Origin of the sequence: Cupriavidus mimosae (assembly GCF_023952485.1) — a bacterium.
In the GTDB taxonomy this organism is placed as follows: Bacteria; Pseudomonadota; Gammaproteobacteria; order Burkholderiales; family Burkholderiaceae; genus Cupriavidus; species Cupriavidus taiwanensis_C.
Genome location: NZ_JALHRY010000009.1, coordinates 128,234 through 141,715, shown reverse-complemented (window position 1 = coordinate 141,715; position 13,482 = coordinate 128,234). Strand labels below are relative to the sequence as shown.

Sequence of the window (13,482 nt, the reverse complement as noted above, 5' to 3'; positions counted from 1 at the left end):
GCGGCCTGAGCGGCCTGAGCGGCATGTACGCGGCGTACTTGCGACCCACGCCAGCCCTTGCGCGCAACACGGGCTCGGCAGAGACATTGGAGTGTCGAGATGAAGACTACCTATCGGGCCATGCAGATCAGCAGGCCAGGCGTACTGGAGCTCGTGGAGCGGGCCGTGCCACAGCCTGGCGTCGCAGAGGTGCTGATCCGGGTGGAAGCCTGCGGCATCTGCGGAGCCGATGCGGCCGACATTGAACGAACAGGCCCTGCTACGCAGCCGCCGCGTGTGCCCGGTCACGAGGTGGTTGGCCGAATCCTGGCGGTGGGCCCGGGCACGCCGTCGATCTGGACGATGGGCCAGCGCGTGGGCGTGGGCCGGCTGGGTGGTCACTGTGGCGAATGCGTGCAATGCCGGCAGGGGCGGTTCCAGCTCTGCCTGAACCAACCTGTGGTCGGTGCCAGCGTCGACGGTGGCTACGCCGAGATGATGCTGGCGCGCAGCACCGGTCTCGTAGCCATTCCAGACGCGCTTGGCGCAGAAGAGGCCGCGCCTATCCTGTGCGCAGGTATCGCTACCTTCAACGCCTTGAAGAAGTGCGGCGCGCAAGCTGGCGATACGGTGGCTATCCTCGGCATCGGCGGCCTGGGGCACATGGCGCTGCAATATGCACGAAACATGGGTTTCCGGGTCGTGGCGATCGGGCGAGGCAACGAAAATGCCGGCGACGCGCTGGCGCTGGGCGCGCATGTCTATATCGATAACCGCCGGGAAGATGCCGCTGCCTGGCTCAAGGCCATGGGCGGCGCGCAGGCCATCGTGACCATGATCGATCAAGCCGAGGCAATTTCGGCGCTGCTGCCCGGCCTGGCACCCGAGGGGCGGCTGGTTGTCCTCAACCCCGCCAGAAGCCCGCTACACATCCACCCAGGTCTTCTTGTCGGCGGACAACGCAGCATCCTCGGGTCGCTCACGGGTACGCCTTACGACAACGAAAAAACGTTGAACTTCAGTATGCTAGCGAATGTGCGGCCTCGGATAGAGACCATGCCGCTTGAGCAAGCAGCTCAGGCCTACGCGAAGATGAAATCCGGTAGCGCGAAATACCGCATGGTGCTGACGATGGATAATCCGCGTTGAACGCGCTACGCCTCTGTGCAAGAGGTGGCCAAATACTAATATGACCAAGTACAACACCCAACCAGCCCTCGACGCATCCGATCTTCTCCCCGACCGCGTCCAGAGCGGCAACATCTGGCGCTTGTCCATCGCCCAGGCCCTGGCTGGCGCCAACTCGGTGGTGGTCTATGCCACCGGCGCCATCGTCGGCGACATGCTGGCGCCGATCCCCATGCTGGCTACGTTGCCCATTTCCATCTTTGTGGTGGGCATGGCGGCGTGCATTTTGCCCATCGGTGCGGTCTCCCGCAGATATGGCCGGCGCGCTGCCTTTCTGGTGGGCACCGGGGCCGGTGTATTGACCGGCCTGCTGGCCATGCTTGCTGTCATCCTGGGCTGGTTCTGGCTGTTCTGCCTGGCGACTTTCTTTGGCGGCAGCTACGCCGCCGTCGTGCTGTCGTTTCGCTTTGCGGCCGCCGATGGGGTTGCACCAGCCCGGCGCGCACGGGCACTATCGCTCGTCATGGCAGGTGGCGTGGCCGCGGGCGTGGTGGGGCCGCAATTGGTGACCTGGACCATGGATCTGTGGCCGCGGCATACGTTTGCCACCACCTTCCTGGTGCAGGCCTTCGTGGCAGCGCTCTCGGCGCTCGTCCTGCTCGGGGTAAAGCTACCTCGACCCAGCGTTGCGGAAATGGCCAGCGGCCGGCCGCTCACCGACATCGCACGGCAGCCGCGTTTTATTGCCGCGGCGATCTGTGGTGCGGTGTCCTATATGTTGATGAACTTCCTGATGACTGCCGCACCGCTGGCAATGCATATCTGCGGGCATCCGCAGGCCTCCGCCAACCTGGGGATGCAATGGCATGTCATTGCGATGTACGCGCCGAGTTTCTTTACGGGTTCTCTGATTGCGCGATTCGGAGCAAGCCGCGTGGCGATCGTGGGCCTGGCGCTCACCGGGCTGTCTGCCGCCGTCGGACTTGGAGGCGTTGACGTGGCACACTTCTGGGCCACGCTGATCCTGCTCGGCCTTGGGTGGAATTTCGGGTTCCTCGGCGCATCGGCGCTGGTGCTGGAGTGCCACCGCCCCGAGGAGAAGACGCGCGTGCAGTCCCTCAACGACTTCATCGTCTTTGGCCTGATGGCGATCGGCTCTTTTTCTTCCGGCGGCCTGTTGTCCGCCTATGGCTGGAACACAGTGCTGTGGGTCTCGTTCGTTCCACTGGTGCTGGCCTTGATGGCGCTCGCCGTGGCAATGAGAAGGAACAAGGCCCTGGCCGCCGAACACCAAAGCATGGCGTGAGATGGTAGTGGCCGGGCAGCTGGCCGCCCGGTCAATGCTCACAAGCCCTGTCTCAATTCCGATCGAGAAGACGAGACCACGCTGATAAAGCGCCGAAGCATGGAGGAGCAGCGGTCACGGCGCCAAACCAGTTCCCAATCCTGACGAATCGTCAGGTCTGCCAATGGCATGAAAGCAACGGTTTCGGGAGCAATGCGGCGGGCACCTTCCGGCAAAATCGTGCATCCCATGCCGGCTGCTACCAGGGTCAGCATCGAGGCGGCGTCCACGCCGTGAACCGCGGTGCGCGGGATAAAGCCGGCGTCGAAGAAACAATGAATCAGCCGGTCATGCCATGCCGGGGCAGCCGTGCGCGGCAGCCAGACGAACTCCAGATCCTGAAGATCCTTCAGCACTTTGGGCCGCTTGCCCCTGGGCCATTTCCAATCCGCCGGATAGGCCAACAACATCCGATCCGAGAAGACAGGGATTCCCTCAAAATCCGGGTCGCCGGGTGGACGGAATAGCAGAAAGCCTGCGTCCAGCCTCCCTTCGGCGATCTGGCCAAGCTGAACATCGGAAAGCATATGGTGCAGGGTGATTCCGACCCCTGGCACTTCCCTTCGATACTTCTTCAGCACTTCGGCGATCCTGGGCGCCAGGTTCTGCATCACGGGCAGCGCGATGGACAAGTGCCCGGATTCTCCGCGGCCGGCGCGCTGCGCCCGCTCTTTCGCGGCAATCGCATCGTCAAGCAGCTTGCCTGCATCCTCCAGCAGCTGGTTGCCGGCATCCGTCAACTTCACGCCGCGCGTTGTTCGCTCGAACAAGCGCGTGCCCAATCCGTCTTCGAGAGACTGAATCTGGCGTGTCAGCGCCGGTTGAGCAATGTGCACCGCCTGGGCCGCAATGCTGATGCTCCCATGCTTGGCCACGGCGGAGAAGTAGCGCAACTGACGGAGATCCATGGCTATACCTTTTCGGCATTGGTTGGATGTTGAAAAGGTATTTTACGGTATGACGGCCCGTTCCTACCATTCACCGAAACGCCTCCCCGTTCCACCATCCAGCTTATGCGCGCCAATACTGACACTACCCCAAATATCACTCGGCTTACCGCGTTTCGTCATGACCTGCATATGCATCCCGAGCTGAAGTACGAGGAATGCCGCACCGCCGACAAGATTGCGGGCTATCTCGCGGCGTTGGGCATTCCCATGGTGCGTGGCTTGGGTACCACGGGTATCGTAGCCAGCATCCACGGCGAGGGGCGCAGCGCAGACAATCCAGGCCCGGCCGTGGGGATTCGCGCCGACATGGACGCGCTACCGCTGCAGGAAATCAACCAGTTCCATCATGCGAGCAAAGTCGACGGCCGCATGCATGCCTGTGGACATGACGGCCATACCACCATGCTGCTAGGCGCGGCCGAACTGCTGGCAGCCAATCGCGACTTTGACGGCACGGTGCATCTGATCTTCCAGCCGGCCGAGGAAGGCGGTGCTGGCGCACGCGTAATGATGGAAGAGGGCTTGTTTGACCAGTTCCCTTGCCAGGCTGTCTTCGCCCTGCACAACTGGCCCGCGCTGCCCCAGGGACAAATGGGCGTGCGTGCGGGCCCCATCATGGCCGCCGCCCAGCAGTTCCAGATCATCGTGCGAGGCAAGGGAGGCCATGCAGCACTCCCGCACACGACGATTGACCCGATCCTGGCAGCCTGTTTCATCGTCGCCCAATTGCAGACGCTGGTGTCGCGCGGCACGGATCCACTGGACTCTGCCGTCCTTACCGTGGGCAAGATCGAGTCCGGCACGTCAGCGAACATCATCCCGGATGAAGCACGCATCCATGGCACTTGCCGCACCCTGACCGAGGCATCGCAGCAGTTCCTGATCGACGGCATACATCGCATTGCGCGCCACGTTGCCGCAGCGCATTTCGCGACGGCCGAAGTCGTCCTCAAGCCAGGCGGCTATCCCAACACCGCCAACCACAAGCAAGCAGCCGTGTTCATGGGCGAGATCATGCGCGAGATGGTGGGCGACGAACACGCGCACACCGACGTGCTGCCCGCAATGACCGCCGAGGACTTCGGATTCATGCTGCAGCAGATCCCTGGCGCCTATGGCTGGATCGGCAATGGCGCGGATGGCAATTCCGGTGTGGGTCTGCACAACCCCGGCTACGACTTCAACGACCACAACCTGGATCTTGGGGCTCGGTTCTGGGACCGCCTGGCGCGACGCTGGTTCGAAACCCAGGCACGGCGCTGACGCGTACCCTGCGGCAACCCATATCGGCCCGGGCCATCGGGCTTGCCTGCGACACCTCGCAAAAAAATACAGTTTTCAGGAGACAAAAAATGAGCCAGAACCCTTATATGAGCGACGCAAGTATGCACGCGCTCGCTCGAAAGCGACCGACCAGACAAAGGTTTTTTCTGGTGGTGATTCTTTTTATCGGGATTTCCATAGCCTACCTGGACCGCGTCAATATCGCAGTGATTGCGGCAAATGCGAGGTTTCTTGCGGATATGGGTATTACCGGGCAGCCGGTAAAAGTCGGACTCATGATGAGTCTGTTCCTGGGGGCCTATGGCATCTCCAATGTCGTCCTGAGTCCGTTGGGGGATTATCTCGGGCCGCGTAAAGCCATGGTGGTTGCGTATGTGATCATCTGCGTCTCGCTATTGGCGGGCGGCATGGCGCGTACTTTTGGTGTCCTTCTCGCTACACGCGTCTTGTTGGGAGTCGGCGAGGGCCTCTACTATCCTATGCAGAACACCTTCGTCAAGAACTGGTTTCCCCCGAAAGAGCGTGGCAGAGCAAATACCGCCTGGCTTATTGGCCAATCGCTCGCTCCGGCAGCTGCCATGCCCGTGTTCACCTATCTTGTTGCAGCGTTCTCCTGGGAATCGACGTTCCATTTTTCATTTGCCGTCAGTCTTGTTCCACTGGTACTGCTGTGGTTTTTCACGGCCGACTCACCCCACGCGCATAAGCGCGTGAACAAGGAAGAGCTGGAGTACATCGAAGAAAATCTGGCCAAGGAAAGAGAGGGTGGCGAAGACCACGCACCAGTGAAAGAGCCTTTCCTTCGGCTGGCGAGAACCTTTGCTTCCAACTATCGCTTTTGGATGCTGCTGCTAATTCTTGCATCCAATTCAATCTTGTCCTGGGGGGTGGCAACCTGGCTGCCGACATATCTCAACCAGGAGCGAGGATTCTCCTGGGAAGCGATGGGTTGGATATCGTCGCTGCCGTTCATGCTTGGCTTCGTGTTCAAGCTTGCCGCTGGGGTGATCATCGATCGCACCGGAAGAAACGCGCCCGTCATGGCTTTGTCGGCACTGTTGTGTGCAGCGGGAGTGTATCTTGGGGTAACCCTGGAGGATAACTACACGGCTGCCATCGTGATCGCCTTCGGCATCGGTGCCTCGTCCGCGCAGATTCCGGGAATTTTCACGCTGCTGCAAAGATTGGTTCCAAAGGCAGCGATGTCTTCCGCGGCGGGCACAATGAACGGTATCGCCGTTGGCTTTGGAGCGTTATCGCCAGTATTGATAGGCCTTTCCATCAGCGTGACGGGAAACTTTGGCTCGGCCTTGTATTTCATTATGGCAATCGTATTGTCTGGAGGCGTGCTGGCCACCATTCTGTCTGCACAGAAGCTATAACAATATGTGGCGCCAGGCATGGACGGAACGGCGTTGGCGATGATGAATCGGCGACGCCTAGCGGCCCGATTGCCGCGCCATCTCGACAAAGCCGGCAATGTAGGCGTTGCCTTCGTCGCCACGCCGGATACCCAGATGGATGTGCTTGCGGATGCCGTGCTTTCCCAGGCGCAGGGTCCGCAATGGCATGCCGGCGCCTTCCTCTTCCACCAGCCAGTCGGGCAATACGGAAACGCCCCGGCCGGCGGCCACGAGCTGGAGCATCAGGTCTGTCACTTCGGCAGTGCGGTGACGTCGCGGCTGGCAATGCGCCGGGACCAGGAAGCGGGTGTAAATGTCGAGACGCTCGATGCTGACCGGGACCGTGATCAACGTTTCATCCACCAGATGCTCTGGCCTGATGTAGGGCTGCGCCGCCAGCGGATGGGTCTCGTGAACGACCAGCACCAGTTCGTAGTCGATCACCGGCGTGAAGACCAGTTCCGGCAGCTTGGCCGGGTCGGGCGTGATCAGTAGGTCGATCTCGTGTCCGAGCAGGGCGGCGACGCCGTCGAACCGGAACGATGTCCGGACATCGAAGTCCACGTCCGGCCACGCGGCAAGGTAATGCGGCGTCAGCCGCGCCAGCCATTTCTGGCAGGGGTGGCATTCCATGCCGACGCGCAACGCACCGCGGCGTCCCTCGGCAAAGTCCGCAAGGATGCGCTCGGCGTGATCGAGCTGGGGCAGCAGGCGTTCCGCCAGCGCCAGCAAGTATTCCCCCGCCTGCGTAAAGCGCAGGCCGCGGCCGTTTTTGGTCCAGATCCGGATGCCGTGGTGGTCTTCCAGTTTCTTGACCATGTGCGACAGCGCCGATTGCGTGACGTTGAGCTTTTCGGCTGCGGCGGTGACGCTGCCGGTACGGCTGACCGCGACCAGTGTCGCAAGATGTTGGCGATCAAGCACTCATGACCCCGGTTCATTGGTTCATGAAAAGATACCATTTTTTTTCATGTAACGGCGTTGCTATGCTGGCCTCCATCGTAGCCACCTGGCGCCCGCCGGCGCCTCCCTGAAGCGAGAAAGGAAGTCATGAGGGTCAGTGCAATGGCAGTACAAGGCGAGACGCCGGCTGGGGCGGCCGGCCATGCGGGCAGCATCTTCGACGAGGTCATCGATCGCGCGAATTCGCACTCGATGAAATGGGCCATCCCCGAAAAGCTCCTTGCGCCGGACGAGGCCGCCGCGAAACCCCTGCCGATGTGGGTCGCCGACATGGATTTCCGCGCGCCGCAAGCCGTGATCGACGCGCTGCACGAAGCGGTGGCTCATGGCATCTTCGGCTATCCCGGCGGCGCAGCCGACAGCTACGTCGATGCCGTCGTCGCGTGGCAGGGCAAGCGCTTCGGCTGGGAGGTGGAAAAGGAATGGGTGATGCAGACCTCCGGGATCATCACCACGCTGAAGACCGCCATCCAGGCATTCTCCGCACCGGGCGATTCGGTGCTGATCCAGCCGCCGGTCTATGCGCACTTCCATAACGACGTGCTGATGAACGGCCGCCATCTCGCCTTTGCGCCGCTTGGGCGCACCGATGCCGGCTACCGCTTCGACCCGGCGGTCTTTGAAGCGGCGATCCGCGACGATACCAGGCTCTTCATCCTTAGCAATCCGCACAACCCCACCGGCAACGTCTGGTCCGAGGACGAATTGCGGACCATGGGCGAGATCTGCCTGCGCCGTGGGGTGCTGGTCATCTCGGACGAGATCCACCAGGACCTGATCATCAATCCGGAGAAAACGCACATTCCCTTTGCCTCGCTCTGCGAAGATTTTGCCCAGCACAGCATCACCTGCACCGCACCCAGCAAGACCTTCAACCTGCCGGGGTTGCAAAGCGCGAACGTGTTCGTGCCGAACCGGCGCCTGCGCGACGAACTGCGCCGCCAGTACGACCGCAATATGTTCCCGCTGGTCAATACGCTGGGCATGGTTGCCGCAGAAGCGGCCTACGCTCATGGCGAACCATGGCTGGAACAGATGCTGGCATACCTGCGCGCCAATCACGACCATTTCCGCGAGTCGGTGCATCGCGCCACGTCACGCATCCAGGTGCTGCCGGCGGACTCGCTCTACCTGGCATGGATGGACTGCCGCGGCCTCGGCATGGACGCGCCGTCGCTGGACAAGTTCATGCTGACCCGGGCCCGCCTGTGGCTCGACAAGGGCCAGAAGTTCGGCATCGAGGGCCACGGCTACATGCGCGTCAACCTGGGATGTCCGCGCGCGACCGTGGATAAAGCCATCGGCAGATTGACTGCCGCCTTTGCCGGACTCTGATCCGCCTCTGCGAACCCGAGACGAAGCCTGCCGGCAGTCGATGGAAAAGGAGCCATCGGCTGCGGACGGCGCTCGCCCGTCGCAACCGCTGGCTCCGATCGCCTGATCCGGTCCGGACAGCCGGCCCCCCACAACGACAAGCATCACAAAGAGATGTACCAAAGGAGACAGTGCAATGCGAAGGAAAACAGACGCTCAGTCCTATGAGCAGGAAGAGCTCAAACGAGATCTGAAAAGCCGCCATATCCAGATGATCGCGATCGGCGGGGCGATCGGCACCGGCCTGTTCTATGGGTCCTCCTGGGCCATCAAGACCGCGGGCCCGGCGATCATCCTGACGTACCTGGTCGCCGCCGTGGCGATCTACTTCGTCATGCGGGCGCTGGGCGAGATGGCGGTCGAGGAGCCGGTCTCCGGCTCCTATATTTCCTACTCGAACCGGTATATCCACCGCTTTGCCGGCTTCCTGAACGGCTGGAACGCCTTTATCTTCCTGCTGGCGACCAGCGCGGCCGAACTGAATGCGCTGGGCAACTACGTGCACTTCTGGTTCCCCACCATGCCGATCTGGGTCACCGCGCTGATTGCCGTGTCGGTCATGTTCTGCGTCAATATGATCGGCGTGAAATTCTACGGCGAGGCCGAGTTCTGGTTTGCGCTGATCAAGGTGACGGCGATCGTTGCCATGATCGTGTTCGGCGCCGGCATGATCTTCTTCGGCCTGGGCAACAATGGCCAGCCCATCGGACATCACAACCTGGTCGACCATGGCGGCTTCTTCGCCAAGGGCATTGGCGGCATGGTGCTGTCGATTGTCATGGTGGCGTTTTCGTTCGGCGGCATCGAGAACCTCGGGCTGGCTGCGGGCGAAGCCAGGGATGTCAAGAAGACCATGCCCAAGGCCGTCAGCGCGACGTTCTGGCGCCTGCTGATTTTCTACGTCGGCGCCATCGCGGTGCTGCTGATGATCTTCCCGTGGACCTCGCTGACCGCGAAGGGCAGCCCGTTTGTCGATGTATTCACCCGCATCGGCGTGCCCGCCGCGGCCGGGATCATGAACCTGGTGGTCATCACCGCGGTACTCTCGGCCGTGAACGCCAGCGTGTTCACCAACAGCCGCACCTTCTACAACCTGGCCTTGCAGAAGAACGCACCGGCTTTCCTGGGCACGGTCAACCGCCGCAATGTGCCGTCGCGCGCCATCATGCTGGTGTTCGCCACGATGTTCGCGGGCGTCTTGCTGAACTACCTGATGCCGGAGAAGGCGTTCGAACTGTTCTCGTCGATCACGGTGTTCGCGCTGGTGTGTGCCTGGACCTCGATCGTGGTCAGCCACCTGCGCTTCCGCAAGCTCAGGATCCAGACCGGGCAAGCGGACAGCCTGTCCTACAAGATGCCGTTCTTCCCGTATGGCAACTACATTGCCCTGGCGTTCATTGCCGCAGTGCTGGTCTGCATCGCGATCCTGCCGGATATGCGGATGTCGCTGATCGTCTCCGCATCGTGGGTCGCCATCGTCTTCGTCGCCTACAAGTTCTACACCAGGGAAGGGCGGCCGGGCCTGGCCGAGATGCCCAATGTGGGACCGGGGATGCAATAGGACGGTGATGGCATCAACTTTCCAACTGGCGCTCGACGAGCGGCGCGCAGCCGCTCTGTCGAGGTTGCTCTGCCATGTGACCTGGTCGGATCTAAGCGCGTATGCCAGCGATGTCGAGGAAGCCTTGCTGATGCGCGACGCGCTCGACACCATCGGCCGGGCGCTGGTGCTGGGAGAAGCTGGCCGCACCGTGCGGCGCGGTAGTTCGCGCAGACGGTAATGTGCTGCGCATTGCACTACGCAACGCCGCACCCGCGCCGCCGCGGAGATTGCACCGTTGTTGCGTTTGCGTGCCGGGGATAGGGCGCGTGTTTCATCCCGCCGCCTCTACCATTGACGTTATCACCCCCGTTGCGACGTCCAGGTCTTCCGCACCAGCGTCCCGGGGGCCGACCGACATGGAGAGTGAATGGAACACACCCCCTCCCGGCGAAACCCGCTATCGCTGGACGGCGCACGGATGCTGGCCCAGATCCGTGCGCTTGGCGAAATCGGTGCCGACCCCGAAGGCGGCGGCCGCACCCGGATTGCGCTGACCGACGCCGAGAAAGCGGGCCGCGACCAGGTTGTCCAATGGATGCGCGAGCTGGATCTTGAAGTTCGCATCGACCGCATCGGCAACGTCTTCGGCATCCTGCGCTCGGCGGCCGATGATGGCAGCCAGGCGCCGCTGATGGCCGGCTCGCATATCGATACCGTCACCAATGCCGGTGCGCTCGATGGCTGCTACGGGGTGCTGGCCGGGCTCGCGGTGGCGCGCGCTTTCCGCCAGGCCGGCGTCACGCCGAACCGTTCCATCATGATCGGTGCCTTCACCAACGAGGAGGGCATCCGCTACCAGCCCGACATGATGGGCTCGCTGGTGTATGCGGGCGGACTGCCGGTGCGGCAGGCGCTCGACACGGTTGGCACCGACGGCACGCGGCTTGGCGACGAACTGGCGCGCATCGGTTATGCCGGCGACATGGAACCCGGCGCCGTGGTGCCGCACGAGTACATCGAACTCCATATCGAACAAGGCCCGGTGCTGGAGGCCGAGGGTACGCAGATCGGCGTGGTCGAGAACCTGCAGGGGATTTCGTGGCAGCAGGTGACGGTACAGGGCAACGCCAACCACGCCGGCACCACGCCTACCCGCCTGCGGCACGATGCCGGCTGGGCGGCAGCCGCGGTAGTGGCGTTCCTGCGTGAACTGGCGAACGCGTCGGATGGCACCACGCTGGCGACAGTGGGTTGCCTGCGCGTGGAGCCCGGCGTGATCAACGTGATTCCGCGCAAGGCGGTGTTTACGGTCGATCTGCGCGATCCCGATGAAATCCGGCTGAAACGTGCCGAAGCACGGCTGGCGGAATTCCTGGCACAAGTCGCCGAAGCCGAGGGTGTCACGATCCGCACCGAGCCGCTCGCGCGCTTCGAGCCGGTGAGCTTCGATGCCGGCATCATTGCCGCCATCGAAGCCTCGGCGGCGCGCTTTGGCTACACGCATCGGCGCATGACCTCCGGTGCCGGCCACGACGCCCAGATGATCGCGCGCATCGCCCCCGCGGCAATGATCTTCGTGCCGAGCCGCGGCGGCATCAGCCACAACCCGCGCGAGCACACCGACGACGACCAGCTGGTAATGGGCGCGCAAGTGCTGCTTGATGTCATCCTCGCCCGCCTTGGGCATACCTCTGAGTGAATCCCTTCTCCAATGACCGCAGATACCCCCATGCTGACCATTAATTCCCGCGCCCACCTGTGCGACTATCCGGCCGAGCTGAGGCAGCTGATGAGCATCGCCGAAGCCGGGCGCAGCCTCGCGTGGCTGTCGCACTGGGACCAGCTCAACGCCGGGCCCACGCCGCTGCGCGAACTGCCCGGCCTGGCCGCGAGCCTTGGCATCGCGCAGTTGAGCGTCAAGGACGAGTCGGCCCGCTCGCCGCTCGGCAGCTTCAAGGCGCTCGGCGCTCCCATCGCGCTGGTGCGGCTGGTGCTGCGCATGTTTCCGGAGCGCGACCTCGATCCGTTCGAATTGATCGCCGGCCGCCATGCCGCGCTGCTGCGCGACTTCACCGTGATCAGCGCCACCGACGGCAATCACGGCCGCGCGCTCGCCGCGGCGGCGCGCAGCTTCGGCTGCCGGTGCGTGATCGTGCTGCATGCGAACGTCAGCCAGGAGCGCGAAGACGCGATTGCGGCCTGCGGCGCGCGCATCGTGCGCATCGTCGGCAACTATGACGAGTCGGTCGAGGAAGCCGCGCGGCTGGCCGCGGCCAATGGCTGGACTGTCGTCTCCGACACCTCTTACGAGGGCTATCAGGACATCCCGCGCGACGTGATGCAAGGCTATGGCGCCATTGCCGCGGAAGTGCTGGCGCAGCGCGACGTCGCGCCCGGCCAGCCATGCCCGTACACGCATGTGTTCCTGCAAGGGGGCGTCGGCGGCTTGGCCGCCGGCGTGGCCAGCTATCTGTGGGAGCGCTTCGGTGCCGGCCGGCCCAGATTCATCGTCGTCGAACCCGGCCAGGCCGATTGCCTGTATCAAAGTGCGCTCCAGGGGCGCCCCGCGCGGGCAACCGGCTCGGTCGACTCGGTGATGGCCGGACTCGCCTGTGGCGAGACGTCGCCGCTGGCTTGGCGCTTCCTCGAACCCAGCGTGGATGTCTTCATGACGATTGCCGACGACGACGCCGTGACCGCGATGCACCGTCTCGCCAGCGGCGACGACGGGGACGTGCCCGTCGTCGCTGGCGAATCCGGAGCGGCCGGCGTCGCGGGACTGGCGGTATTGCGCGCGCAGCCGGCGCTGTCCGCAGCGGCCGGACTGGATGCTGGTTCGCGCGTGCTGGTGATCAATACCGAAGGAGCCACCGCTCCCGTGGTCTACCAGCAACTGGTGGGCGAATCGGCGGATTCCGTCCTGGCGCGCCAGGCCGCGTGGACGGCACGCTGAGCCACGCGTACTGACAAGACACGATGCATGATCGAGCCCATTCAGGGCTCGATCGCCACACCGAGCGACACCTTCGCCCGCTGCATGGCGACGTGTGTCTTGAAGTTCTTGACGTTGCCGGAGACAAAGAACAACTCGCGCGTCAGGCGCTCGTACTCGGTCATGTCGGCCACGGCCAGCACCAGCAGGAAATCGAAGTCGCCGGTCACGTAGTACACCTGCTGGACCTGCGGGCAGTCGACGAAGCGCTTGCGGACCTCGTCCAGCAGGTCCAGCCGCTCGTTCTCCAGCGTCACCTCGACCAGTACCGTGATCATCTTGCCGACCTGTGGGGGATCGACCACGGCGGTATTGGCGACGATCACGCCATCCGCTTCCAGCGCGGCGATACGCCGGTTGACGGCCGACGGCGACAGGTTGACGGCATCGGCCAGCTGTCGCTGCGAGAGCTTGTTGTTGTCCTGCAGCAGCCGCAGCAGCTTGCGGTCATACGCGTCGAGTTGCATTGCCCGTGGTCCTCTTTGCGCGCGGGGCTGTGGCCCTGCGCATGGCATGGAACG

The 13,482-nt window shown here is 63.2% G+C and carries 12 protein-coding genes; 9 read left to right on the top strand and 3 right to left on the bottom strand.

The window, feature by feature from the left end:
• Positions 1–99: 99 nt before the first annotated feature.
• Positions 100–1,128: an alcohol dehydrogenase gene (locus MKD50_RS18030; RefSeq protein WP_252668039.1), complete on the top strand. Its 1,029-nt coding sequence runs from the start codon at positions 100–102 to the stop codon at positions 1,126–1,128.
• A 40-nt stretch (positions 1,129–1,168) separates the two neighbouring features.
• Positions 1,169–2,413, top strand: a complete 1,245-nt coding sequence (locus MKD50_RS18025) for an MFS transporter (RefSeq protein ID WP_252668038.1) — start codon at positions 1,169–1,171, stop codon at positions 2,411–2,413.
• Between the two features lie 38 nt (positions 2,414–2,451).
• On the opposite strand, the gene MKD50_RS18020 is transcribed toward MKD50_RS18025, so the two are convergent.
• Entirely contained in the window at positions 2,452–3,360 is a 909-nt protein-coding gene (locus tag MKD50_RS18020; RefSeq protein WP_252668037.1) for a LysR family transcriptional regulator, read from the bottom strand.
• 105 nt (positions 3,361–3,465) lie between these two features.
• Between MKD50_RS18020 and MKD50_RS18015 the strand changes: the two genes are divergently transcribed.
• The gene (locus MKD50_RS18015) at positions 3,466–4,665 is read left to right on the top strand and encodes an amidohydrolase (protein ID WP_252668036.1); all 1,200 of its coding nucleotides are present in this window, start codon (positions 3,466–3,468) and stop codon (positions 4,663–4,665) included.
• 89 nt (positions 4,666–4,754) lie between these two features.
• On the top strand, positions 4,755–6,068 hold the full coding sequence (locus MKD50_RS18010) for an MFS transporter (RefSeq protein ID WP_252668035.1): 1,314 nt from the start codon (positions 4,755–4,757) through the stop codon (positions 6,066–6,068).
• A 57-nt stretch (positions 6,069–6,125) separates the two neighbouring features.
• Here the strand turns inward: MKD50_RS18010 and MKD50_RS18005 are convergent, their stop codons facing one another.
• Complete coding sequence (locus MKD50_RS18005) at positions 6,126–7,013, bottom strand: LysR family transcriptional regulator (RefSeq protein ID WP_252668034.1); 888 nt, start codon at positions 7,011–7,013, stop codon at positions 6,126–6,128.
• Between the two features lie 141 nt (positions 7,014–7,154).
• Here MKD50_RS18005 and MKD50_RS18000 point away from each other — a divergent pair, with 141 nt between their 5' ends.
• The 5 genes from MKD50_RS18000 (at position 7,155) to MKD50_RS17980 (ending at position 12,922) form a co-directional block, all read left to right on the top strand.
• The gene (locus MKD50_RS18000; RefSeq protein WP_240071540.1) at positions 7,155–8,387 is read left to right on the top strand and encodes a MalY/PatB family protein; all 1,233 of its coding nucleotides are present in this window, start codon (positions 7,155–7,157) and stop codon (positions 8,385–8,387) included.
• A gap of 175 nt (positions 8,388–8,562) precedes the next feature.
• Positions 8,563–9,987, top strand: coding sequence for an amino acid permease (locus MKD50_RS17995; RefSeq protein WP_240071541.1), 1,425 nt, complete (start codon positions 8,563–8,565; stop codon positions 9,985–9,987).
• Between the two features lie 7 nt (positions 9,988–9,994).
• Positions 9,995–10,207, top strand: a complete 213-nt coding sequence (locus MKD50_RS17990; RefSeq protein WP_115699589.1) for a DUF7706 family protein — start codon at positions 9,995–9,997, stop codon at positions 10,205–10,207.
• Positions 10,208–10,396: 189 nt separating this feature from the next.
• A complete protein-coding gene (locus tag MKD50_RS17985) occupies positions 10,397–11,668 on the top strand; it encodes a Zn-dependent hydrolase (protein ID WP_240071542.1) in 1,272 nt (423 codons plus the stop codon).
• A gap of 30 nt (positions 11,669–11,698) precedes the next feature.
• Positions 11,699–12,922: a diaminopropionate ammonia-lyase gene (locus tag MKD50_RS17980; protein WP_240071543.1), complete on the top strand. Its 1,224-nt coding sequence runs from the start codon at positions 11,699–11,701 to the stop codon at positions 12,920–12,922.
• A gap of 41 nt (positions 12,923–12,963) precedes the next feature.
• Here MKD50_RS17980 and MKD50_RS17975 read toward each other — a convergent pair whose 3' ends face one another.
• Complete coding sequence (locus tag MKD50_RS17975; protein WP_252668033.1) at positions 12,964–13,428, bottom strand: Lrp/AsnC family transcriptional regulator; 465 nt, start codon at positions 13,426–13,428, stop codon at positions 12,964–12,966.
• Positions 13,429–13,482: the final 54 nt, after the last annotated feature.

Excerpts from the sequence above, each read along its gene's own strand:
- MKD50_RS17980 (WP_240071543.1), top strand. The coding sequence starts at position 11,699 with ATGCTGACCATTAATTCCCGCGCCCACCTGTGCGACTATCCGGCCGAG.
- MKD50_RS18025 (WP_252668038.1), top strand. The coding sequence starts at position 1,169 with ATGACCAAGTACAACACCCAACCAGCCCTCGACGCATCCGATCTTCTC.
- MKD50_RS18030 (WP_252668039.1), top strand. The coding sequence starts at position 100 with ATGAAGACTACCTATCGGGCCATGCAGATCAGCAGGCCAGGCGTACTG.
- MKD50_RS17995 (WP_240071541.1), top strand. The coding sequence starts at position 8,563 with ATGCGAAGGAAAACAGACGCTCAGTCCTATGAGCAGGAAGAGCTCAAA.
- MKD50_RS18000 (WP_240071540.1), top strand. The coding sequence starts at position 7,155 with ATGGCAGTACAAGGCGAGACGCCGGCTGGGGCGGCCGGCCATGCGGGC.
- MKD50_RS18010 (WP_252668035.1), top strand. The coding sequence starts at position 4,755 with ATGAGCCAGAACCCTTATATGAGCGACGCAAGTATGCACGCGCTCGCT.
- MKD50_RS18015 (WP_252668036.1), top strand. The coding sequence starts at position 3,466 with ATGCGCGCCAATACTGACACTACCCCAAATATCACTCGGCTTACCGCG.
- MKD50_RS17990 (WP_115699589.1), top strand. The coding sequence starts at position 9,995 with ATGGCATCAACTTTCCAACTGGCGCTCGACGAGCGGCGCGCAGCCGCT.
- MKD50_RS17985 (WP_240071542.1), top strand. The coding sequence starts at position 10,397 with ATGGAACACACCCCCTCCCGGCGAAACCCGCTATCGCTGGACGGCGCA.
- MKD50_RS18020 (WP_252668037.1), bottom strand. The coding sequence starts at position 3,360 with ATGGATCTCCGTCAGTTGCGCTACTTCTCCGCCGTGGCCAAGCATGGG.
- MKD50_RS17975 (WP_252668033.1), bottom strand. The coding sequence starts at position 13,428 with ATGCAACTCGACGCGTATGACCGCAAGCTGCTGCGGCTGCTGCAGGAC.